This window comes from Winogradskyella sp. SM1960, assembly GCF_020179375.1.
GTDB classification, from domain to species: Bacteria; Bacteroidota; Bacteroidia; order Flavobacteriales; family Flavobacteriaceae; genus Winogradskyella; species Winogradskyella marina.
In genome coordinates, this window is the sequence record NZ_JAICBG010000002.1 from 243,454 (window position 1) to 267,331 (window position 23,878).

The 23,878-nt window shown below is 32.8% G+C and carries 20 protein-coding genes; all 20 read left to right on the forward strand.

Going from position 1 to position 23,878, the window contains the following annotated elements; all coding sequences use genetic code 11:
- Positions 1-2: 2 nt before the first annotated feature.
- A complete protein-coding gene (locus K1X16_RS07005) occupies positions 3-1,028 on the forward strand; it encodes a glycosyltransferase family 2 protein (protein WP_225035554.1) in 1,026 nt (341 codons plus the stop codon).
- 3 nt (positions 1,029-1,031) lie between these two features.
- Positions 1,032-2,024, forward strand: coding sequence for a hypothetical protein (locus K1X16_RS07010; RefSeq protein WP_225035555.1), 993 nt, complete (start codon positions 1,032-1,034; stop codon positions 2,022-2,024).
- Between the two features lie 6 nt (positions 2,025-2,030).
- Positions 2,031-3,026: a glycosyltransferase gene (locus K1X16_RS07015; protein ID WP_225035556.1), complete on the forward strand. Its 996-nt coding sequence runs from the start codon at positions 2,031-2,033 to the stop codon at positions 3,024-3,026.
- 14 nt (positions 3,027-3,040) lie between these two features.
- Entirely contained in the window at positions 3,041-4,243 is a 1,203-nt protein-coding gene (locus K1X16_RS07020) for a glycosyltransferase (RefSeq protein WP_225035557.1), read from the forward strand.
- A gap of 226 nt (positions 4,244-4,469) precedes the next feature.
- A complete protein-coding gene (locus K1X16_RS07025) occupies positions 4,470-5,417 on the forward strand; it encodes a glycosyltransferase family 2 protein (RefSeq protein ID WP_225035558.1) in 948 nt (315 codons plus the stop codon).
- Positions 5,418-6,015: 598 nt separating this feature from the next.
- Positions 6,016-6,963: a glycosyltransferase family 2 protein gene (locus tag K1X16_RS07030; protein ID WP_225035559.1), complete on the forward strand. Its 948-nt coding sequence runs from the start codon at positions 6,016-6,018 to the stop codon at positions 6,961-6,963.
- Between the two features lie 2 nt (positions 6,964-6,965).
- Positions 6,966-8,114 (forward strand): glycosyltransferase family 4 protein, encoded by a 1,149-nt coding sequence (locus tag K1X16_RS07035; RefSeq protein ID WP_225035560.1) that lies wholly within the window; start codon positions 6,966-6,968, stop codon positions 8,112-8,114.
- Positions 8,115-8,438: 324 nt separating this feature from the next.
- A complete protein-coding gene (locus tag K1X16_RS07040) occupies positions 8,439-9,449 on the forward strand; it encodes a glycosyltransferase family 2 protein (RefSeq protein WP_225035561.1) in 1,011 nt (336 codons plus the stop codon).
- An 8-nt stretch (positions 9,450-9,457) separates the two neighbouring features.
- The gene (locus K1X16_RS07045; protein ID WP_225035562.1) at positions 9,458-10,687 is read left to right on the forward strand and encodes a glycosyltransferase family 4 protein; all 1,230 of its coding nucleotides are present in this window, start codon (positions 9,458-9,460) and stop codon (positions 10,685-10,687) included.
- 386 nt (positions 10,688-11,073) lie between these two features.
- Positions 11,074-12,276: a glycosyltransferase family 4 protein gene (locus tag K1X16_RS07050; RefSeq protein WP_225035563.1), complete on the forward strand. Its 1,203-nt coding sequence runs from the start codon at positions 11,074-11,076 to the stop codon at positions 12,274-12,276.
- 359 nt (positions 12,277-12,635) lie between these two features.
- Positions 12,636-14,030, forward strand: coding sequence for an asparagine synthase-related protein (locus tag K1X16_RS07055; RefSeq protein WP_225035564.1), 1,395 nt, complete (start codon positions 12,636-12,638; stop codon positions 14,028-14,030).
- Positions 14,023-15,081 (forward strand): glycosyltransferase family 4 protein, encoded by a 1,059-nt coding sequence (locus tag K1X16_RS07060; protein WP_225035565.1) that lies wholly within the window; start codon positions 14,023-14,025, stop codon positions 15,079-15,081. The genes K1X16_RS07055 and K1X16_RS07060 overlap by 8 nt, the downstream gene beginning before the upstream one ends.
- Positions 15,082-15,092: 11 nt before the next feature.
- On the forward strand, positions 15,093-15,977 hold the full coding sequence (locus K1X16_RS07065) for a sulfotransferase domain-containing protein (RefSeq protein WP_225035566.1): 885 nt from the start codon (positions 15,093-15,095) through the stop codon (positions 15,975-15,977).
- Positions 15,977-17,146 carry a glycosyltransferase family 4 protein gene (locus K1X16_RS07070; RefSeq protein WP_225035567.1) on the forward strand — a complete coding sequence of 390 codons (1,170 nt, stop codon included), beginning with the start codon at positions 15,977-15,979 and terminating at the stop codon, positions 17,144-17,146. Before K1X16_RS07065 ends, K1X16_RS07070 begins: the two co-directional genes overlap by 1 nt.
- An 18-nt stretch (positions 17,147-17,164) precedes the next feature.
- Positions 17,165-18,598, forward strand: a complete 1,434-nt coding sequence (locus K1X16_RS07075; protein ID WP_225035568.1) for an MBOAT family O-acyltransferase — start codon at positions 17,165-17,167, stop codon at positions 18,596-18,598.
- 2 nt (positions 18,599-18,600) lie between these two features.
- Positions 18,601-19,476: a hypothetical protein gene (locus tag K1X16_RS07080; protein WP_225035569.1), complete on the forward strand. Its 876-nt coding sequence runs from the start codon at positions 18,601-18,603 to the stop codon at positions 19,474-19,476.
- Positions 19,477-19,491: 15 nt separating this feature from the next.
- On the forward strand, positions 19,492-20,529 hold the full coding sequence (locus K1X16_RS07085; RefSeq protein ID WP_225035570.1) for an exostosin family protein: 1,038 nt from the start codon (positions 19,492-19,494) through the stop codon (positions 20,527-20,529).
- A 237-nt stretch (positions 20,530-20,766) separates the two neighbouring features.
- Positions 20,767-21,369 (forward strand): hypothetical protein, encoded by a 603-nt coding sequence (locus tag K1X16_RS07090; protein WP_225035571.1) that lies wholly within the window; start codon positions 20,767-20,769, stop codon positions 21,367-21,369.
- Between the two features lie 22 nt (positions 21,370-21,391).
- Positions 21,392-22,456: a glycosyltransferase family 4 protein gene (locus tag K1X16_RS07095; RefSeq protein ID WP_225035572.1), complete on the forward strand. Its 1,065-nt coding sequence runs from the start codon at positions 21,392-21,394 to the stop codon at positions 22,454-22,456.
- A complete protein-coding gene (locus tag K1X16_RS07100; protein ID WP_225035573.1) occupies positions 22,456-23,790 on the forward strand; it encodes a glycosyltransferase family 2 protein in 1,335 nt (444 codons plus the stop codon). The genes K1X16_RS07095 and K1X16_RS07100 overlap by 1 nt, the downstream gene beginning before the upstream one ends.
- Positions 23,791-23,878: the final 88 nt, after the last annotated feature.

Genomic DNA, 23,878 nt, shown 5'->3' on the forward strand with positions numbered 1-23,878 from the left:
ATATGAGATATAGTATGATGATTTCTGTCTGTATGATTACTTATGGTCATGAAAAATACATAAAAGAAGCCATAGAAGGTGTCTTAATGCAAGATTGTAATTTTGAAGTAGAATTACTTATTGCTGATGATTGTTCGCCTGATAATACGGATAAAATTGTAGCAGATATCCAACAAAACCATATGAATGGTTCTTGGATAAACTATACTAAGCATACTGAAAATAAAGGGATGATGCCTAATTTTGTATGGGCTTTAGAAAACTGTCAAGGCAAATATATAGCCTTATGTGAAGGCGATGATTATTGGACAGACCCTTTAAAATTACAAAAACAGGTAGATTTTTTGGAAGCTAATGAGGATTACGCTTTAGTGTTTACTAATGGAAAAATTGATTACTCAGATTCAAACCATGAGAAACATTTAATATATAGTGACGAAAAAGAGACTAATACTATTTATTCGATATTTGATTTACCAAAAGAAACAACAGATATTTTTAAACTAGCAAAAGGAAATTATATTCATACTGCTGGTGTATTGTTTAGAAATTGGATAAAAGATGAAGGTGTACCTAAATATATGCAAGAAGTTACTATTGGTGATTGGCCTTTACATATTCGTACAGCAACTAAAGGGCTAATTAAATTTATAGATGAAGATACGTTTTGTTATCGTGTAAGTAATTCTGGAATCTATTCTAAGAAGTCGAGAATAGATAAAATAAAAATGAGTTTAGGTCAATTTGCACCAATCCTAAATAGTACCTATTTTGAAGACGATGTTAGAAATGTAATTACTAATTATTGTATTAAGTGTTCTGAAACATATATTAACGTTTGTAACAATGAATCTGATTATAATTTCTTTAAAAATTTGATAGCATCCTTTAATAGTTCAAATGACTCTTTGAAAACTAAATTGATTCAAATTTTAGATAATAAAAATAAAAGGAAACAAAAAAAGAATTTGTTTCAGAGCATTTATTACCGTCTAAAAAGAAAAATAAAAAACATATTAAATAAATAACTAATGACAGCAGCATTTACCATATGCGCCAATAACTATTTGGCACATGCCAAAACTTTAGCGGTATCTTTTAAAAAACAGCATCCAGATAAAAGTTTTGTTATCGCGATTTTAGATGCGCCAAGTGATGCTATAGATTATAATGATTTAGGCGCTGATTCTGTTCTATGGATTCCAACACTTTTTAAAGATTTAGTAGAGGGTTTAAAAAACACCTATGGTATTGCGGAGTTATGTACGGTAGTTAAACCAGAATTATTTCAGTATTTATTTAAAGAAGGTCATGAAACCGTACTTTATATAGATCCAGATATTAAAGTGTTTTCGCCTTTAGAAGAAGTGTTTACGGCATTAGAAACTAATCAGATGGTACTAACGCCTCATATTTGTAGTCCAACAGGTGATGTTGGCCATCCGTTAGATAAAGATCTTATGCGCACAGGTATTTATAATTTAGGTTTTTTAGCTGTAAATAATACTCCTGAAATTATAGAATTTGTGTCTTGGTGGGACAAACGTGTGAAGGCCTATGGCTATCACGATTTAAAGAAAGGTTTTTTCTACGATCAAATTTGGTTAGGTTATGGCCCTGCGTTTTTAGACAAGGTATATGTGTTACGACATTTGGGATATAATATGGCCAATTGGAATTTACATGAACGTCATATCATAAACGAAAACGAAACGTATTATGTGAATACAAAGAACACACCACTTCGCTTTTTTCATTATAGCCATTATAAAATGGAAAATGAACCACAAATAGCGTCTTACAATAAAAATTTTAATTTAGAAAATAGATTAGATATTGTTTCTGTATTTGATTTATATAAATCGTTATTACTGGCTCATAATTATACCGCATTAAAAAAAATAAATTATGTTTTTGGAAAACAGCCAGAAGGAAAAGAAGCTGCAAATACATCTAAAGAAAATAGATTTAAAAGCGCATATAAAGCCTTTAAAAAGGTTGTGAAAATTCTATTAGGTAAATAAAATTTTATGCTTACAAAAGGAGTATCTATAGTATTATGTACCTATAACGGAAAGCAAAGGTTAGAAGCTACTTTAAACCACCTAACATCCCAAAAACTGAACGTGGCTTGTGAACTCATTTTTGTAGATAATGCTTCAACAGATGGTACAAAGGAGTTTGCTGATGCTTGGTGGGAAACCCATGGTAATGCGGCTATCTCTTATTTGTCGTATGAACAACCTATTCCGGGAAAATCCTATGCACAAGATTTAGGCTATGAAAAAGCAAATTATAAATACCTGTTAGTTTGCGACGACGACAATTGGTTATGTGACACTTATATACAAACGGCTTTTGAAGTGATGGAAGCTAATCCTAACATTGGAGCTTTAGGCGGTTGGTGTGATGCTGAATTTGAAGGTAATAAGCCGGCTTGGTTCGATCAACAAGCAAAGTATTTTGCGGTGTCTAAGCAAGGAACTTCTAGTGGAGATATTACGCTTAAAAAAGGGTGTTTATATGGTGCAGGTATGGTTCTGAATAAATATCACTGGTTAGAATTAAAAAGATTAGGGTTTGAACATTTGTTATCGTGTAGAAAAGGAAATAACTTAAGCTCGGGTGGTGATACAGAATACAGTTATGCTTTACGTTTATTAGGGTATAAAATATGGTATGACGAGCGTTTATATTTTAAACACTATATGACAGAGGGCCGTATGCATTTAGAGTATTTAAGTCGATTACGCAAAGCTATGGCATATTCTAATTTTATGGTGTTGAGTTATAAGGAACTTTTAACAGGTAATAAACAAAGTTGGGCTAAGGTCTTAAATAAAGGGAGGAAAGCATTTTTATTGAAATTGTACAATAATTTATTATCTCTATTTAGTAGTAATTATGAAGAAAAAGAAGGGGCAAAAACCTATTTTAGACATTTATATTATTTAACTTTTTATAAAAAACAGCATTTGTCTAATGTAAAATTTATTACTCGTTGGCTAAAAGGAAAGAAGATATGAAAACAATTTGTTTTATGATAAATAAATTTCCTTCTATTTCGGAGACATTTGTGACAAATCATATTTTACAAGCTAAATTACATGGTTATAAGGTCATTGTGATGACAAACATAAAGTTAGGTTTAAATAATTCATCTCAAAAATCTTTATTATCCCAACATAGTATTTTGGAAAAGACTTATGAGGTTGATTATAAGATACCTAAGTCTAAAATAAAAAGGAGAATTAAAGCTTTTTTTTTAATTATTAAGTTTTTTAAATTTTGGGTACGTTTTAAGGGTGGTAATACCCGCAAACTCTTTTCTACAATACCTTTTAAATTAGGTTTTTATCATCAGTTTAAATCTATTTCTGTTTTTCACGTTCAGTTTGCTAAGTCTGGATTAGAATTAGCTAAGATGAAGTCTGTAGGTTTACTTAAGGGAAAAATAATTACGACTTTTCATGGGTATGATGCCCATTTTAAAGACGATAAAGGGTTGTCTCAATTAAAGCAGCGTTATGATTTATTGTTTAAAATGTCAGAATCTTTAACTGTTAATACGATTTATCTTAGAGATAAAGTAATAGCGCTTGGAGGAAACCCTAATGGAATAAAGGTTATTCCTATGGGGATTGATTTGCATTTTTTTGAAGCTCAAAAGGAAAAATTCTTCTCTGATAATTCGGTAGTAAATTTAGTTTCTATAGGACGATTAGTTTCATTGAAGGGTTTTGAATATGCCATTAATAGTGTTAAAGTAATTGTTGATAAAGGTTATGATGTACTTTATACTATTGTTGGTGATGGTGAGGAAAAAGATAGATTACAGCAATTAATTTATGATTTAGAATTATCAAATAAAGTGTTTTTAGTTGGTGCAAAAAATCAGCAAGAAATAAAAGATTTGTTAGAAGCTAATCACATATTTTTAATGAGTTCTATAACAGATGAAACAAATAGGTCTGAGGCACAAGGCGTTGTTACAGCAGAAGCTCAGGCTATGGGTTTGCCTATAGTTGCATTTAGGAACGGAGGTGTTCCGTACACTATAGATGAGGGCAAAACTGGGGTTTTAGTAAAAGAAAAAGATGTGGAAGCGTATGCCGAAGGCATTATCAAGTTGATAGAAAGTCCAGACTTATATGTTAATATGAGTAAAAATGCTAAGGAGTTTGTAAGTGAAAATTTTTGTAGAGAAACTTTATCTGAATTGTTTTTTAAATTATACGATTAAGCATGTATTTAGTATGTCTTATAAACAAACGGACGCCAAAAGCGTCCGTTTTACAAATACAGTGTTTTACTCTTATAGGATTTCTAAGATTTGAAATGTATAAAACGTTTCGTTTTTAATCGGCTATATTACATTATTGATTTCTTGAGAAGTGTTTATTTCTTTTGTTGTTTTTTTATGATTGATTTTCGTCTGACTTTGTATCTTAGTTGTGTTATATGTACTTATGCCAAAACAGCCACTATTTTCTATTATAATTCCCACTTTTAACCGTGCCCATTTAATTGGAGATACTTTAGACTCCATAATGGCACAAAGCTACCAAAACTGGGAATGCATCGTTGTAGATGATGGGAGTACGGACACTACCGATGCGTTATTGACTAATTATTGTAAGCAAGATTCAAGAATTCAATACCACCATAGACCTAATGAGCGACCAAAAGGAGGGAATACCTGTCGGAATTATGGATTTGAATTAAGTAAAGGCACATATATTAATTGGTTTGACAGTGATGATCTGTATCTACCAGAAGCGCTTCAAATTATTAGTGCTGCATTTGAAACTGATACTGATGTTGTTGTAAGTCCGATGGCACGATTCGATGGAATAACAAAGCAATATTTAGGGCAAAATACAATTGATACAACTCCTCTAATCCCAGCCTATTTAATAGGAGAGGTTGCTTTTTATACTGATGGTCCAACATGGAAACGTAGTTTTTTAGAGCAGCAAGACGTACTGTTTGATGATGGCTTACCAATTATTCAAGATTGGGATTTTAATTTGCGTATGTTATATCAGAACCCAAACGTAGTGTTTCTAAAAGAAGCTCAAATAGAATATCGGGTTCATAATCAGTCTTTACAAAAAGAGTTGGCTAGGTTAAATCTAGATATGATTGCAGCGGATTTTAAAACACGACATCAACATTTAGAGCTGTTAGCCATATATTATCCAAAAGGTGTTCCTATTTTAAAGCAACTTATTTTAAATCGGAGCAAACATTTTGTGAAGTTAGCATTTACTAGAAATGATGAATCTAAGTTTCATTTAGTCAAAAGATTAATGCAGTATCAGAAAACACATCAGGATTATTTGGGGCTTATTAAAACCTATTTAGGTGTTTGGTCTTATAAATGGTTGGGTAAAGGGTATTGGTTTTTTAGATGATTGTATTAAGAGGTAATAAGTGTAAAGTAAAAAGTGAGAAGATGGGTGTTTGAAGAAGCCTCTTTTGTCTTTGATTTCTATTGAGAAAATCATAACCACCTTTGCTAGAATGAAGGGTAGAATATAGGTTTTTGTTTTGAGTTCTAGGTTTGGGGTAATAGGTTTGTATTTGGTTGTTTATGTCTTCTCGATACAATTTATCATCGTTGCTCAACGATAAATCACTCGAAGTGACGTGCTTCTTGATACAGTATTATTTTTAGGTAAAGGTTTGATGCCCTTTGTTTTTATAACAGTTCCTTTAGTTTTACTAAGTATATATGCGCGTTTTTGTCATTTCGAACACCGTGAGAAATCTCATTGGAAATATAGAATTAAGAGGTTCCTCGTCGCTTTATTCTGTCGGAATGACAGTCGTACTTTAAAACGTAGTTTCACTCTTTTTTTTTAAACTAGGATGTCCAATCTTTAGTAATATCGCTTGTTTAACTGCGCAAAGTCATAAGGCCGGACAATTTTCTAAAAACCAACTATTATCAACTTCCAACCACCAACAAAATTACTATCTTAGCCCACAGCTAATAAACCCTTTGTTTTCATGACCAAACAACCTTTGGTATCTATTATAATTCCCACATTTAATCGTGCACATTTACTCGGTGAGACTTTAGATTCCGTGATGGCGCAAACTTATACTAATTGGGAATGTATAGTGGTAGATGATGGGAGTACGGATGGCACGGTCGAACTAATGGAGAGCTACTGTAAAAGAGATGCGCGGTTTCAGTATCATCATAGACCAGTAGATCGTTTACCAGGTGGTAATGCGGCTCGTAATTATGGGTTTGAAGTGAGTAGAGGTGAGTATGTGCAGTGGTTTGATAGTGATGATTTGATGAAAAATACATTAATAGAACAACAGCTTCAAAATATAGAGGATAGTCATAAGTGTATCTCTATATGCTTGTTAGACCGTTACAATGAAGATTTTTCAAAATTATTAAGGCCTGCTAAAAAACATGAGATTAAATATTCAATCTATGATGATTTTATTTTGAGAATTTTTAAAGCAAATTTACAAACGACCTTTTTTAAGAAATCAAAAATAGAAAATTTTCATTTTAATGAAAGATTAAAAAAAAGCCAAGAAGTTGAGTTTTTACAGCGTGTTTTTAGAGAGAATGAAGCATTTATTTATTTGTCCAATACTATTTTAGTTGATCTTAGGCGGCATACAAACTCTATAACAGCGAATTATAATTCGGATAATATAGCCTCTATACTTGAGGTTAAATTTATTTTAATAGAAGAATTTCCTAAAAACGGAAATAATGAAGTTTTAAGTCAACTCATACATAATTATTTAAATAGTTTAAGACATGCTTTTAAAGCCAAAAACACCTCTATTTATTTTATGTATTTATTTAAATTTAGATATTTAAGATTAATAGATTCCTGTTTCTTAATATTGATATATATCTATTACTTTATAACAAATAAAGGTTTGGTTTTATATAAAAGAAAAATAAAAAAAATAAGCTCATAAAAATGAAGATATTTCATGTTTTTCCAAAATATTCGAACAAATATCAGCCTTATAATAAGAGATTAATTTCAAGTTTAAAGACTTCATCAAAAATTGAGGTTGAAATAGTTTCGTTACGTGGCTATAGGAAAGATATTAAAAATATAACATATGTTCATAAAAAAGGTTTTTTAAATAAATTAGTTATTTTTTTATGGGGTGTGCTTTTTCTTATTAAAACAGATATAAAAGCTTTTCTAAAAAAGGAGGCTAGAAAAAAAATTCATCTATATGGTACTTATCGGGTTGTTTTAAATAACCCTAATTCTCTTTTTCACTTCCATAATATTCATTCTATAAATAAGAGTTTATTGGAATTATTAATTGAAAGAAATTATAAATTTATTGTTTCTATAAGAGGGAATGATGTTACTATTCTTCCGTTAATTGATCTAGAAGCAAAGATTTATACGATTAAAGTGTTAAGACATGCATGGAAAATACATTCAGTTTGTGAAAGCCTTAAAGATGATGCGATTGCATTATCGGGTGTAGAGTCTAATAAAATTAACGTTATTTATAGAACTCCAAATTTAAAAGATGTATACCCTGTTAAGGATTTAAATAATATTTTAAAGCCTATTAATATTTTCACTGTATCTAGAATACATTGGAAGAAATGTGTGTCAGAATCGTTTATAGCGATTAAGGATTTGGTAGATAGGGGTTTTGATGTGCATTACCACGTATTAGGAGATTTAGGTGGAACAGAAAAAGAAAAAATAATTTATTTAAGAAAAAAATTAAAATTAGAGGATAAAATTACCTTACATGGGTTCGTTAACGAACATGATTATAAATCTATTCTAAAAAGAATGCATATTTGTTGGATACCAACTATTAATGAAGGAATACCTAATACATTATATTTTTTCTTAAAAAGTGGCTTTCCTATAATTGCTTCAGATACAGATGGAATTCCTGAAGTGATTAAGAACGAGGTAAATGGTCTTTTATTTAAGCCATATGATTTTTTAGATTTAGCAAACAAAACAATTTATTTAGTAAATAATTCAGAAAGTAGAGTGTCAATCCAAAAACAAGCTCGATTAACTGTTTTGCAGGAAGAAAATAATGAGATTAAGGAGTATGAAAGATTGTATTTAAGTTGATATGGTAGTTAGTATTTTAATTTGATTAATGGGTTATGAATTATATTGTCTAGTAATTTGATGAGATAACTCTTTTTGTATCTACCACATAAAATAACGAAATACACCATTCCTATTTCTAGTTTGACCTCAATCGTAGGTGTGGTAAAAGAACAAGAGGATTTTACTAAATTTTTGAGCAGAAGACATTTAAAAAAGAACCAATTTATTTTATAACTGTATAAGGATATTCGTTTATTTTAAATTCTGTATGAGTGGTTATCATTTAAATTTATGCAAAGTATAAAAAGCCCGTATTCATAATTTAATACTATTTTTATAGCCATGAAAACAGCTTTGGTTCTCACTGTTAAAAATGAAAAGCGATTATTGCGTGATAATATGTTATATCACCACGCTATAGGTGCGCATCGTATATATGTTTATTTTGATGGTACAACAGATGGTGGTAAAGCTAGTATTGCAGACCTAGATTTTGTTACCATTCAAGATTCGGTATCGGGTGATTTGTATGCTCATTTACCTTATTTAGAAAAATTTACAAAAAATGCAGTTGAGCATCATACAGCCAGACAGTGTTTAAATACATATGATGCTATACAACATTGTAAGCAAGACAATATAGACTGGTTAATTTCATTAGATGCCGATGAGTTGGTTTGTTTAGACTTTAAACAGCAGCTATCTTTTCCTGATTTTTTTGCTACCGTTCCTAAAGAGGTTAATGCCGTTAACTTTAAGGTTTATGAAGTATTACAACGAAAATTACAGTATAATAATGTGTTTAAGGAAGAAACCCTATTTAAAACCACCTCTTCTTTTAAGAATAGGTTTATAGCAGAGCAAAAGAACATTCTTAATCCTTTTACAAATAAGAATCATTCATTTAGTTATTGGTATGGGCAACATCTAGGTAAATCAGCATTACGTGTTTCAAATGATATTATTCCTAAAAATGTGCATCGTTATAAAACAATTAGCGGAGTGTCTCTTAATAGCATAAGTTGCATGGCTTTATTACATTACCACGCCTATGATGCTAATGATTTTATAAAAAAATTTAAGAATTTTAAAAATCGTGCGAACACTTACTTGTCAGGTAATTCAGTGGATGCTTTAAAATTACTACTACGAGATATTGTTAATCAACCAGGTATTAGCACTAAGGCGTTAGAGGACTATTATAAGAACTATATTTTATTTTCGCCAGCAGACGTTAAACGTTTATTGAAGAATAGGTGGGGATTGGTTTTTCAGCATAAGCCTAAATTATTGCAAGAGATTACTAGTGTTCGAGATGTGTTTCATAGCCTAAATTCGATTAATAAAAATTAACATATTTTTTGAAACCACCACTTAAAATAGCCATTTACACTGGAGTAATCCCGAACACGACGTTCATAGAAACTTTAATCGCTGGGGTGGCTAAAGAGCATGAGGTGTTACTCTTTGGTACGGTTAAAAAGAATACCAGTTATCCTTCTAAGCGTATTAAAATTATTGATACGCCAACATCGCTATACAAAAACGTACCATTGACCCTTTGGAGAGCCATAAAATTAGGTGTTAAGTATCCTAAACGCTTAGCATTAGCTCTAAAAGAAGCAAAAACGTATTCTACAAATTATACTAAATGGCTTCGGTTTTCACGCTTTGTACCTGTATTATTATATGCGCCAGATATATTTCATTTACAGTGGACGAGCCGTATAGATCGTTGGCTATTTTTAAAATCGGCTTATCCTTGTCATATTGTAGTGAGTCTGTTAGGCTCTCAAGCTGCTATTTTACCCTATATTGAATCAGAAGTATTAAAGCGGTACCAACGCTGTTTACCAAAAGTCGATGCTATACATGCTATATCTGAGCATTTAGGTCATCAAGCTACAAATTTTAATGTCTTTCCAGAGCGTGTTCAAGTAATTCCTACGACAATTCCAGCGGCTGCGTTTTCCTACTATAAACCTTTTGAAAAACGGGAAACACAAGCATTTCAGTTGGTGTCTGTAGGACGTCACCATTGGGTAAAAGGCTATCGATATGGCATACAAGCGGTACATCAGCTTATTCAGTCGGGTATTGCTATTCATTATAGCATAATTGCGGCAGGGAAAATTCCAGAAGCTCTTTTATTTCAAGTTAGTCAGTTAGGTTTACAAGATCATATCACCTTTAAACCCAGTTTGACTCAAAGCGAGTTATTTGAACACTTGCAAACTTATGATGCTTTATTGTTGCCAAGTTTAAGCGAAGGTATTGCGAATGTGGTGTTGGAAGCTATGGCTATTGGAGTCCCTGTGATTTCTACAAATTGTGGAGGCATGGCAGAAGTTGTAATTCCCGAAAAAACAGGATGGTTGGTGCCTGTTAGAGATCCTAAGGCGATTGCTGATGCTGTGAAAGACTGTATGGACTTAGAGGAAGAGTTTAAGCGCAAGATCATACAACAGGCTTATGATTTGGTGAGTGCTAGTTATCATGAAAAACATAGTGTTGCGAAGATGCTGCGGCTTTATGATGAGGTGGTGGGAAGCATGAAGTTGGAAGCACGGAGTGGGAAGCTTGAAGTTTGAGGTTGGAGGCTTGAAGTTGGAAGCGGGAAGCATGAAGCATGAAGCATGAAGCATGAAGTAGGAAGTAGGAAGTAGGAAGTAGGAAGTAGGAAGTTGAAATTGAAGAAAAACCCTTCCGTCTTTGTTTTCTTTTTGGGAAAACAAATCCACCTTCCTTTATTCTAAGGGAAGAGCTTGATGTATAGGGGGTCATTGGGACTAGGTATTAGGGATTAGGAAGTAGAAATTCAACTCGAACTCGAACTTGAAACTGACTCGAACTTGAAATTAAATCCATCTTCCGATATAAATAAGTGACGAACTAACGATTGACTTCGCTTTTATTTATGAGCTTACATTTATAACTTACCTTTGTAAGTCTAATTTATACGGGAATCTATTAGATTATGCCTAAACGTTTAAAAATAGCTGTTTTTTCTGGAAGCATACCGAGTACCACTTTTATTGAGCACTTAATATCTGGTGTTTCTGCGAGCCATAATGTGTTATTGTTTGGTGTGCAAAAAAAGTCTGTTGCGTATTCATCTAAGCACGTAAAGGTGTATGACACTCCGAAATCGCATTTAAAAAATGCCATTGTCAGTAATTATAGGTTGCTAAAATTGCTAATCAAATCACCGAAAGATGCAATAAAATTATACCGTCATATTTCTCAATTTAAATCGGTTTATAATCGTTGGATTTGGTTTACAAAACTATTACCTATAGTGTTGTGTAAACCGGATATATTCCATATTCAATGGGCTAAGGATGTGGAGTTTTATATGATTTTACAAGATGAGTTTAAGATTCCAATAGTGCTGAGTTTACGTGGTGCTCATATTAATTATACACCTATTATAGATTTAGGAATTGCGGCACTTTATAAGCAAGAATTCCCAAAAATTAAAGCCTTTCATGCGGTTTCTAAGGCTATAGGAAAAGAGGCCATGCTGTATGGAGCTAAAGCCTCTAACATCCATACCATTCATTCTCCAATTCCTACTTTCTTTTTTAATCATTATAAGGCTTGTGAAACAGTACAAGATAATACTATACGCTTGATTTCTGTCGGGCGTTTTCATTGGAAGAAAAATTATGAATCTGCCTTAGAAACGATTGCTATTTTAAAAGGTAAAGGTTATCATATTCAATATACTATTGTAGGGGCTGATGAGTTCACTGAAGCCTTATTATTTCAATGTCATCAGCTTAATTTGGTTAATGATGTTACTTTAGTTGGAGCTATGCCTCAAATGGAATTAATTCCATTTTTACAACAATTTCATGCGATGCTGCTACCAAGTGTAGAAGAAGGTATTGCTAATGTGGTTTTGGAGGCTATGGCTATTGGGTTGCCTGTGGTGTCCACAAATTGTGGAGGTATGGCAGAAGTGGTGATTCCTAATGAGACCGGCTGGTTGGTGCCTGTTAGAGATGCTGAAGCGATGGCTGATGCTGTAATAGCTTTGAGTGCAACTTCAGAACCTGAATTGCATGCGCTTACGAAACGGGCTCATGAGTTTGTGAAAGGTGCGTTTAATGCCGATGATAGCATTGCGCAATTTGTGGATTTGTATAAGGAGGTTAGTGAGGAGCGGGAAGCTTGAAGCTCGAAGTAGGAAGTTGGAAGCTCGGAGTTGGAAAAAGAACCTTCCGTCTTTGATTTCTTTAGGTGAAATCAAATCCACCTTCCTTTGAAAAAAAGGAAGGAGCTTGGTGATGTTTGAAGCTCGGAGTTGGAAGTTGGAAGTTGGAAGAAAACCCTTCCGTCTTTGTTTTCTTTAAGTGAAAACAAATCCACCTTCCCTTATACCAAGGGAAGAGCCTGAAATATAGGATTTATTGAAATCTAAGGTTTATTTGGAATTTTAGGCTAGAAATTAGAAAACACTTGCGACTTTTATTTTTTTAGTGAAATTAAATCCACCCTCCTTTGAAATTATTATATTCGTCGTGCTATTACACTATGAAAACAATCACCACATCTGTTATCCCTATTACACCCACTTATGCTAAGGTAGAAGCTCCTCATGAATTGCATTTAGAGGCGATTTGTGTGTTTGCTGCGATTGGTTTTTTCTTAGATACAGATACCTACTGGAAAGACGAAGTGGTATTACAACCAGGATGCAAGCATATCATTTCAGAAGATGGCTATCTTATAGAAAGTACACCTTGGTTTAAGTGGCATTATACTCCGGATAACACACGCGATTTTAATACTACTTTAGAAGAATTTACTGTACTGTTCGAATCCATTATGGATGAGCAAACGGCAGGTAAAAAGGTGATTTTACCCTTGTCTGGAGGCCTAGACAGTAGAACACAAGCCGTGGCACTACAACATTTAAAAGCGTCAGTAAATAGCTACAGTTATGATTTCCAGGGAGGCTATAAAGAAACTAAAATCGCAGAGGCCATTGCTGAAGTTTGTGATTTCGATTTTACGGCTTATACGATTCCTAAAGGGTATTTATGGGATGTGCTAGATAATTTAGCAACATTGAATCGCTGTGAATCTGATTTTACGGCACCACGTCAAATGGCTATTGTTGACGAATTTGAAACTATGGGAGAGGTCTTTTCACTAGGTCATTGGGGAGATGTGTTGTTCGATGATATGGGAGTTAGCGATGATTTACCATTAGAAGATCAGGTGACGGTGCTTCAAAAAAAACTGATTAAAACTGGAGGAGCAGATTTAGCAACGCAGCTTTGGACCCATTGGAACTTAGACGGAGATTTTGATTCTTATTTTAACGATCGCATTTCCGCTTTGCTATCTGCTATAGACATTCCTAACAGTGCTAATGCACGCATTCGTGCTTTTAAAAGTTTGTATTGGGCACCACGATGGACGTCTGTAAATTTAGCCGTGTTTGCCAGTAAACACCCTATAACCTTACCGTATTATGATCAGCGGATGTGCGAGTTTATTTGTACCGTTCCTGAAGACTATTTAGCCAAGCGACAACTGCAAATTGGGTATATAAAAGAACGCGCTCCAAAATTAGCAGAGCTTACATGGCAGGAACAACGACCATTTAATCTCTATACGTTTCCTAATAATAGGATGCCTTATAATTTACCTTATCGCATTACGAATAAAATAGAACGGGTGTTTCAAGAACTTTCAGGTAAAAAGTATGTGCAACGTAATTGGGAATTGCAATTTCTAGGAGAGGCTAATCAAAAACAGTTAGATAAAAGTTTAACAGCTCAGAATTTTATAGATTTTATACCAGAAGTCACTATAAAAGGTGCTTTAAGTGGTTTGGATTCTAAAATAGCTAATTATCATGCACACCAAGTGAATATGTTGTTGGTACTCGCCGAATTTAAAAAGAGCACTAATGCATAGACCAATCCGTATATTATTTACCATTCCTAACTTTAAGAATGCAGGAAGTCAGTATGTTTTATTGGCTTTAATAACGAGATTACATAAAAATGATTTTGATATTAAAATAGGTGTTGAAAATCATTGGGATTATGCAAAAAAAGTAATTCTAGAAAATAATTTGGTGCAATTACCTAAGCCTTTTCAGGTTTCTAAAATACCTTACTTAAAGCAGTATATAAAGGTGCTTAAAACAAATAATATAGACTTGGTACACTCATGGGATTATAAATCGAATTATTTAGAGCCCTTGGCTTGTAGATTAGCAGGGGTAAAGTATTTATATACAAAGAAAAACAATTCTTGGTCTAGACCTTGGCAATTAAAAAGTATATTGTCGCATTTTATTGTGTATGATCAACCAGAAATGAAAACTCGTTTTTTTTCAAACCAAATATTTGCAAATAAAATAGGACTCATTCCGCACGGAGTAGATTTATTAAAGTTTTTTCCATTGGAAAAATCACCCCATTCAGCATTTAATATGTGTTATGTTGGCAATATCAATAGTAACAAAAATCAGTTGTTTGTGTTAAAAGCCATGTTGAATTTTCCTGAGAACATTCATTTAAATTTGTTTGGTAAGCCTGATTTAAACTATAAGAGTACCTTAGAATCATTTATTGAAGTTAATAATTTAAAACACAGAGTACATTTTCGTGGTTTTATAACTCAAAGTCAATTGCCAGAGATGTTTAGAACTCAAGATGTTTTAGTATTGTCGTCATTAGAGGAAGGATTTCCTGTTTGTTTGTTAGAAGCCATGGCTTGTGGATTACCGGTATTAAGTTCAGATTCTGGTGGAGGTGCAAAGTTTATGTTGCAGGATATGACCAAGGATTGTTTGTTTTCGATTGACGACAGTGCTGATTTTGAGAATAAAATTTTGAATTTAATCCAAGACCAAGATTTATATCAATCACTTTGTAAAGAGGGTTTAGATCTAGTGAAAAATAGGTTTTCAATAGAACAGGAGGTCAATAGTTATGTTAAATTATATAATAATATTTAATACAAGGTTAAATGTATTTTGGTTTTAAAGGGTTTAATAAACATGTATTAGTAGTTGGGTCTGCACGTAGTGGTACCAGTTGGTTAAGTGAAATAATAGCCTTACAAAGCCGTTACAGAATGTTGTTTGAACCTGAACACGAATTTAGAACACCAAAAGGTCATTTACTTTGTGATCAGTGGCTAACCCCAGTTGATAATACTAAGCATCAAAGGACTTATTTAAAAGCTGTATTTAGTAATCGCGTGGATTGTGATTGGATTGCTCAGATTTCTAATCGTAAAAATAAACAGCATTTGTGGCCATTTCTTCCCAAAAAGTATGTTATAAAAATGGTGAGAGGGAATTTATTAGCAACTTATGTTAATAATACTTTTAATATACCAACCATGCATATAATTCGAAATCCTTATGAAGTGATAAATAGTCAGTTACGTGTTAGTTTTCCTTGGCTTATTGATTTAACATGTTTTGCTAATCAGCCAAAATTAGTAAGCCTAATACAAGATACCTTCGATTTTGATATTAGTAATTTTAATACATTGAATGTTACGCAACGCTTAACTTTACGCTGGTGTATAGAAAATGTACTTCCATTAGAAGTACTGCAGCAACCTAAAAATCAATTTGAAGTTGTGCGACATGAGCAGTTACTTAAAAATATTAATCTATTTTATGGTTTGTGTGAACGCTATGATTTAGAACCGTTATCGGATATTAGAACACGGTATACAAAACCATCGTCTAAAATGCACCCAAGAAGTCAGTTGTTAGACGGCACAGTAGTACAAAAACCAATATTAGATGCAGATAAAATGACAGATATAAATGAAATTTTAATGAAGTTTAGGTCAACTTTATACCCTGTAGTTGATTCTTATACACGTGAGCCTTAATGAGTAAACATATAGCCCTCATATTATCGCAACCACCAGGCTATTCTGAGACTTTTTTTAGATCTAAAATAAAAGGCTTGCAGGAGGCAGGTTATCGGGTGAGTCTGTTTGTTTATAGAGGTGATGCTGAGTTTACGGACTGTGCCGTTTTTCCAATGCCTAAAGTGTTTACCAATCCTTTTCGTCATTTTTTTGCGACATTAGGAGTAGTTTTGGGATTACTGCCTTATTTAAAAAGGGTTACACGTTACATGAAATTAGAGCGAGACGCTGGCAGAGAACTTAAGCAGGTTCTTAAATATGTTTATATCAATGCAAAGGTTTTAAAGTCAGATGCTGATTGGCTACACTTTGGTTTTGCAACATTAGCATTGCAAAGTGAACATGTGGCTAAGGCTATACATGCTAAAATGGCTGTGAGTTTAAGAGGATTTGATATTGATGTGTATCCCATGAAACATCCTAATTGTTATGCTAGATTATGGCAAAACGTAGATAAAGTTCATGCCATCTCTAAACATACACTGCAACAAGGTCACTACTATGGTTTACCAAAAAACAGTCCTTTTCAAATTATTACTCCTGCCGTAAAATTAGTAAACACGGAACGTACTTATAAAAACCGTCAAAAAGCTGTGAAAATTATAACGGTTGGACGTTTACATTGGATGAAGGGATATAATGATATTTTGGAAGCTTTAGCTATCGTTAAACAATATAATAACAATTTTCATTATCAAATTATCGGCAGAGGACCGGAAGAAGAGGCCATAAAATTTGCGATACATCAATTGGGATTGCAAGAGCATGTTACCTTGTTAGGAAAGCAACCTCATGAAGCTGTTATTAAACATGTTGAAAAAGCAGAGTTATATATTCAATACAGCCATTCGGAAGGCTTTTGTAATGCGGTATTAGAGGCACAAGCTATGGGGAAATTGTGCATTGTGTCAGACGGAGGTGGTTTGCCTGAAAATATTGTACATGGTGAAACCGGTTGGGTAGTGCCAAAACGACAACCCAAACGATTGGCGAAGACCTTAGAGACCGTTATAACTTTAGATGCAACTATTAAAAATCAATTTTCAGAACGGGCTAAAGCACGTGTTAAGCAACATTTTACACTGAAGCAACAGCAGGCAAAATTTGTTGGGTTTTATAATGATTAACTACTTAAACTTGAATTAATGATCTTTAACTCATTAGATTTTGCAATCTTTTTACCCCTAGTGTTTTTTTTATACTGGTTTGTTTTTAATAAAACCGTTTCACTACAAAATATGTTAGTGGTTGTTGCTAGTTATGTGTTTTATGGTTGGTGGGACTATCGGTTTTTAGCATTGATATTATTTAGTACGATAATAGATTTTGGTATAGGGCAACTACTTTTGAAGACTGATGTTCATAAAAAAAGAAAAATACTATTATGGACAAGTGTCTCTGTGAATATAGGGCTGCTTGGCTTTTTTAAATATTATAATTTTTTTGCAGATAGTTTTGTAGAAGCTTTTTCTTTTTTTGGACAAAGTATTCAATCCAATACTTTAAATATTATTTTACCAGTAGGTATTAGTTTCTATACCTTTCAAACACTTAGCTATACCATCGATATTTATCGGAAAAAATTAGAACCCACATCAAATTTTATTGAATTTTCTGCTTTTGTAAGTTTCTTTCCTCAACTCGTTGCGGGTCCTATAGAACGTGCCACCAATTTACTACCACAATTTAAGAATAAACGACATTTTAAGTACTCAGAAGCTATGGATGGAGTGTACTTAATTATTTGGGGCTTGTTTAAAAAAGTGGTTATAGCAGACAATTGTGCTCAGTTTGCTAACGATATTTTTGAACATTCTGATAATTATTCGTCACCTACATTAGTTTTAGGAGCTTTTTATTTTGCTTTTCAAATTTATGGTGATTTTTCAGGTTATTCAGATATGGCTATAGGGACTGCTAAATTGTTTGGTTTTAATTTGATGCAGAATTTTTCTGTGCCCTACTTTTCAAGAGATATGGCCGAATTTTGGAGACGTTGGCATATTTCGTTATCCACTTGGTTTCGAGATTATTTGTATATTCCTTTAGGTGGTTCTAGAGGCTCTAAATGGCGACAAATACGAAATGTATTTATAATTTTTATCGTAAGTGGATTTTGGCACGGAGCCAATTGGACCTTTATTGTTTGGGGTTTTCTAAATGCCCTTTATTTTATGCCTCTATTATTAATGAATCGAAATAGAATACATACTAATATTATAGCAGAACATCGTATTTTACCTTCTGTAAAAGAATTTTTGCAAGTTATAGTGACCTTTGCTCTAACATTATTAGCTTGGGTATTTTTTAGAGCTAATACTATAACTGATGCTTTTTTGTATTTAGAAAGACTATTTCAGTTTTCGTTCAAAATAGATCGTCTAACTTTAGAGCGTTTTTCTTATGAAATGATACCGTTAGTTTTAGTTTTATTGGGTATAGAGTGGATTACAAGGACAAAGCAGCATCCTGTAAAGAATACGACTACACCTATGTTATGGAGTATGATTTTATTGTTATTAATATTTGTTTTTGGAAGCTTTTCAAGTGTACAGGAATTTATTTATTTTCAGTTTTAGGTATGAAACAATTTTTAATTAAAATAGTTTGGTTTTTAGTTACAGGATTTTTAATGCTTATAGTTTTAGATGTTACATATACTTCTCTTTATAAGCATTCAAACTATACAAGATCTAAAGTGTCTTGGTTAAGAACATTAGACTCAAATGATTCATATGATTATGCAGTTTTTGGCTCCTCTCGAGTATATTTTAATTTTAACCCCTTAATCGTAAATGCTAAAACAGGAGTTAAGGGGCTTAATTTAGGTTATCCAGGTGCAAATAATTTTGAGATTAAATTAATGATTAAAAGCTTCTTAAAGAAATATAAGGCTAATCGTATTTTTGTACAAGTAGATGATCAATATAATAAATATCACGCTGACCCAGTGGCAATAATTCCCTTTATACCATTTATACGAGAACCAGATCTATATAAAGATATTGGTAGAGTGAATTCTAAAGCTTCATCTTTATATTATTTACCTTTTTATCGCTTTATGAAATATGATTCTAAAATAGGTTTTAGAGAACTTATGATGGGATTAATTAAAAATAATAAATATGACAAGCGATTAGGATATCCTATTACTACCAATAAAGAAATGAAAGAAAGAAATACATCGTATGACTTTAAAATCGAAGACAAACCTAATCGGCATATTGAAGAAATAATTCAAATTTGTAAAAAAGAAAAGGTACAGATTTATTTCTATACAGCTCCTATATATAAAGCTAATGGCAACCTTGATGTTATAAAGCGGCAATTAGCTAACTATAAGGATTTTTCTGATTTTAGTGAGGATGAGAGTTTGTTTAGTGACCCTTACCATTTAAATGCGTTAGGAACTAAGGTGTTTACAGAGCAATTTATACATACTTATTTTAATCCTTGATTGCTACTAATTAATATGAAACTATTTTATCCAAAATCACACTACAACAAATCCTATCGTGGTCATACATTTCCCTTACTAAAGCCATTTTTAAAAGGGAAAGGTTTTACGGACCAAGAGCGTATAGCCATGTATGGTTTATCGGAGGAAGACCTTGTGTTTGTAGATACTATGGAAACATCTGATGTGGCTATATTAACCATGTCTTGGAATTATTATGTAACGACGAAACAGCAAGCAAATGCCATTCAATTTTTAAAGGAGACGCAGGGTTTAAACATACCAACTTGGGTGGTGTTGTTAGATGATGTAGGTTTAGATTTTCCTGGTTTTCCGCATGTGAAACTTTTTAGACAAAGTGGATACAATTCTAAGACGCCTGATTGGCATGTTGGTTTACCGGTTTTTATCTCTGACCCCTTAAAAGAACAGTATGACACTACTGCTATTTTTGAGCGTCCCTATACAGAAAACCCAACCGTAGGGTTTTGTGGGTATGCTACATCTGATGTTGTATTAGCATTAAAAACGAAATTTAAAGTTGGTTTAAAAAATTTGGCTTATTATTTAAAATTACATTCGCAAGAGCCAGAAATGTTATTAGCGGCTGCTCAGTGGCGGTATAAGATTTTAAAACGCTTAGAAGCTTATTCAGCTATTAGGACAAATTTTATATATCGCGAAAAATATCGTGCAGGGTCACAGAGTGTAGCAGAACGAGCGGTAGCTACAAAAGATTTTTTTGATAATATAAATGCTTCTGATTATGTGGTCTGTGTGCGTGGGACTGGTAATTTCTCAGTACGTTTGTACGAAACTTTGGCAATGGGACGTATCCCTATCTTTGTGAATACGGATTGTATATTGCCTTTAGAGGACGAGATAGATTGGAAACAGCATGTGGTTTGGGTGGAAGCCCATGAGATTGATAAGATTGGGAATATTTTGAGTGCGTTTCATAAAAAATTAGATCAGGAAAAATTTATAGCATTGCAACACGCAAACAGATGTTTATGGAATGATCGTTTAAGATTGAAGGGTACATTTCGATAGTAGTTTTAAATAAAAGTATAGATAAATTATTGATTGTATTGAATGCAAGACTTATCAAAAAAAATATCTTTTCTTAGTTTAAGAAAAAAGCTCTGGAAAAGTTGGCCTTATCAGATCTATTTAAATATATATGATCAATTATTATGGTCGTTCATTAAATTTAAAGGGAGTGAAGTTCGGGTAATTTGTGTTAATGGGATGAGACGTTCTGGTAATCATTATTTGATAAAAACACTTATGAAATCTAGTGAGAGTACTGTAGTTTTTTATAATAACTTAAAAGCTCATAGTAAAAAGCCCACTGTAGCAGGCGGGGTTGAAATTAAGTATAAAAGAAAGCGCGGTGTTTTAGTTATTTTAGGATTTGAAGATTTATTTATATCTGAATTTAAAGATTCATGTAACTTAATACTTAACCATAGTTTTCGAGGCTTACCTTATAAAAACCTACTAATTTGTAGAGATGTAAGAAATGTAATGGCAAGTCGTTTAAATCATCCTCATATGGCGCCAAGTTTAATAAAACATAAAAGCCAGTTAGAATTTACTAAAAAGCTTTGGTTGGATCATCATACTGTTAAAGATGACAATGAGATCCATGTTATACGATATGGGTTTTTATTAAAGGATTTATCTGGAATTATTTTCGAGGATTATTATTTAACTGATATTAGAGAGAATGAAGACATATCTAATAGATATGGAGGAGGTAGTAGTTTTGAAACTAATAACTTTTCGGAACGCTATAAGGCTTTTGAAGGTAATGATTGTTATGAAGACTTGATACAAGATATGCAAATGTTGGACATTAAGAATCATAGTACACATTGGAATAATTAATTATTTAGAAAAATATATTAAATTGAAAATACTAATTCTATTTACATATAATAAAAGTTTTTTATCGCTGTTTTTTGTTGAATTGGCTAAAAGTTTAAAAAGTGATGGGAATGAGGTTTCTTTATTCTCATTGAAAACAGAAGAGAAACCTGTATATAGTATAGATGGAATTAATTGTACGATTAAGCAAAAGGGAAGTTATATAAAGAATTATAGGTTAATAGGTAGGTTTATCAAACAAGAATCACCGGATATTATTATCTCAAATTTTAGCTATGTAAATCCTGCATTGTTCTTTGGTAAAATATTTAGAATAAAACAAAATATAGCATGGGTACATACGCTAACCGAGCAAACAAATCCAAGTAAAAAACAAATATTTATAAAACAACAGTTTTTAAAACTAGCCAATTTAGTGGTTGTTAATTCTGAATATTTAAAACAAGATTTGGTGACTCATTTTAAAGTGCCTTCGTTTAAATTAAAAGCCATTCCTTTTTGGACGACGTTAGGGACTTTTAAAAAAGAATCTACAATAGAATTAAGTCCAAATTCGCATTTTAAAATAGGTTGCCCTGGTCGTTTAGTTCCGGATAAGAATCAAGCTTTAATCATTTCCGCATTAGTTAATTTAGAAAACAACTCTAGCGTTACATTATATTTGGCTGGAGATGGGGCCAATAAGCAAAACCTAGAAAAGCAAATTGCAGGACATAGTTTAGATGCTCAAGTTGTGTTTTTGGGAAATTTATCTAGTGAAGCCATGAGAGGGTTCTATACCGGTATGGACCTTATTGTTTTGCCTAGTTTACATGAAGCTTTTGGATTGGTATTTATAGAAACCATATCTCAAGGAGTTCCTGTTTTAGTGTCTTCTGCTTTTGGAGCTTTAACTTTTATTGATTCTAATTATGAAGGTTTGTCGGACATTGTTTTTGATCCCGGTGATAGTGAGTCGTTAAAATTAAAAATAGAAAATATTATACAGGGTAAGGGCAAATCGAATCAGTATTATTTAAATTTATATGAGAACCATTTTGACAAAGACACTATATTACATCAATTTAAACAACTTTTAATTCCGTAATGCTATTCACCTTCCTTAAATATTTACAACCAACACACTACTTTCGTTTACCGAAAGGCAGTGGAGGTTTTATTTTTCCAAAAGTAGGTTTGCTGCCAGTGTCCGTTCGTTCTAAATTGACTGAAGATGTAAGTTATGCAAGTATTATGGCAAAAGATTATGACTTGGCATGGCAAGCCGTTCAAAAAGGTTATATAGGTGACGCAGAAACATATACCCAATTTGAGGATGTACCCGTAATAGATAATTATAGGTTCGCTCGAAAATATTTTAGTTCATTCTGGGTGTTTTATGTTTTAATAGTACGTGTTTTAAGTTTTAATAATCCTATAACAGAAATTCTTGGGTGGTGGAAAACCCGTAAGGTTTCGCGCAGCAGCTATTTAGAAACTCCATTAGTATATTCAGAATATGATGTTTTTGAGTCGGAGTTGGTAAAACAGACCCCTTTAGTTAGTGTGGTGATCCCAACTTTAAATCGTTATGTATATTTAAAGGATGTATTACAAGATTTAGAGCAACAAGATTACAAGTATTTTGAGGTTATTGTTATCGACCAATCAACGCCATTTCAAGCTGCATTTTATGAAGATTTTCAATTAGATATTCACGTTGTTCACCAAGAGGAGAAAGCCTTATGGTTAGCTAGAAATCGTGCTATAAAAATGGCTAAAGGTGAGTATATCTTATTATTTGATGATGATAGTCGTGTTTCAGACGATTGGATTAGTGAACATTTAAAGGCTTTAGATTTTTTTAAAGCCGATTTATCCTCGGGAGTTTCAATTTCCGAAGTTGGCGCTCCTACACCAGCGCATTATGCGTATTTTAAAATCAGTGATCAACTAGATACTGGGAATGTTTTGCTTAAAAAAGATATTTTTAGAACGATAGGATTATTTGATCGACAGTTTGAAAAACAACGTATGGGTGATGGGGAGTTTGGCTTACGGTCCTATTTAGCAGGTTACTTAAATATTTCTCATCCGTATGCGAAACGCTTACACTTAAAAGTGGGCAGTGGAGGTTTACGGGATATGGGCAGTTGGGATGCTTTTAGAACAAATTCCTTGTTTGAGCCACGTCCTATACCTAGTGTGCTTTATTATTTCAGACGGTATTGGGGACATACAGCAGCACGTTGGTCGTTATTGCGCACGGTGCCGTTATCTATTATGCCATATCGTTTTAAAGGATCAAAGTTGATGATGATGGTAGGAGCGGTGGTTTCTATTTTTATTTTGCCTTTAGTGGTTTTTCAGGTTTGGAAGTCTTGGAGGTTGGCTGGTGCGAAATTGAGGGAAGGAGCACTTTTGGAGAAGTTGGAAGTTTGAAGTGGGGAGTTTGAAGCTTGAAGTTTGAAGCACGGAGTATGAAGTAGGAAGGACGACGTTGGTTTGAAGGTTGTTGATTATTAAATTT

Bases quoted from the DNA above. Each gene is read 5' to 3' on its own strand.
- K1X16_RS07005 (WP_225035554.1), top strand. From the start codon at position 3: ATGAGATATAGTATGATGATTTCTGTCTGTATGATTACTTATGGTCAT.
- K1X16_RS07010 (WP_225035555.1), top strand. From the start codon at position 1,032: ATGACAGCAGCATTTACCATATGCGCCAATAACTATTTGGCACATGCC.
- K1X16_RS07015 (WP_225035556.1), top strand. From the start codon at position 2,031: ATGCTTACAAAAGGAGTATCTATAGTATTATGTACCTATAACGGAAAG.
- K1X16_RS07020 (WP_225035557.1), top strand. From the start codon at position 3,041: ATGATAAATAAATTTCCTTCTATTTCGGAGACATTTGTGACAAATCAT.
- K1X16_RS07025 (WP_225035558.1), top strand. From the start codon at position 4,470: ATGCCAAAACAGCCACTATTTTCTATTATAATTCCCACTTTTAACCGT.
- K1X16_RS07030 (WP_225035559.1), top strand. From the start codon at position 6,016: ATGACCAAACAACCTTTGGTATCTATTATAATTCCCACATTTAATCGT.
- K1X16_RS07035 (WP_225035560.1), top strand. From the start codon at position 6,966: ATGAAGATATTTCATGTTTTTCCAAAATATTCGAACAAATATCAGCCT.
- K1X16_RS07040 (WP_225035561.1), top strand. From the start codon at position 8,439: ATGAAAACAGCTTTGGTTCTCACTGTTAAAAATGAAAAGCGATTATTG.
- K1X16_RS07050 (WP_225035563.1), top strand. From the start codon at position 11,074: ATGCCTAAACGTTTAAAAATAGCTGTTTTTTCTGGAAGCATACCGAGT.
- K1X16_RS07055 (WP_225035564.1), top strand. From the start codon at position 12,636: ATGAAAACAATCACCACATCTGTTATCCCTATTACACCCACTTATGCT.
- K1X16_RS07060 (WP_225035565.1), top strand. From the start codon at position 14,023: ATGCATAGACCAATCCGTATATTATTTACCATTCCTAACTTTAAGAAT.
- K1X16_RS07065 (WP_225035566.1), top strand. From the start codon at position 15,093: ATGTATTTTGGTTTTAAAGGGTTTAATAAACATGTATTAGTAGTTGGG.
- K1X16_RS07070 (WP_225035567.1), top strand. From the start codon at position 15,977: ATGAGTAAACATATAGCCCTCATATTATCGCAACCACCAGGCTATTCT.
- K1X16_RS07075 (WP_225035568.1), top strand. From the start codon at position 17,165: ATGATCTTTAACTCATTAGATTTTGCAATCTTTTTACCCCTAGTGTTT.
- K1X16_RS07080 (WP_225035569.1), top strand. From the start codon at position 18,601: ATGAAACAATTTTTAATTAAAATAGTTTGGTTTTTAGTTACAGGATTT.
- K1X16_RS07085 (WP_225035570.1), top strand. From the start codon at position 19,492: ATGAAACTATTTTATCCAAAATCACACTACAACAAATCCTATCGTGGT.
- K1X16_RS07090 (WP_225035571.1), top strand. From the start codon at position 20,767: ATGAAATCTAGTGAGAGTACTGTAGTTTTTTATAATAACTTAAAAGCT.
- K1X16_RS07100 (WP_225035573.1), top strand. From the start codon at position 22,456: ATGCTATTCACCTTCCTTAAATATTTACAACCAACACACTACTTTCGT.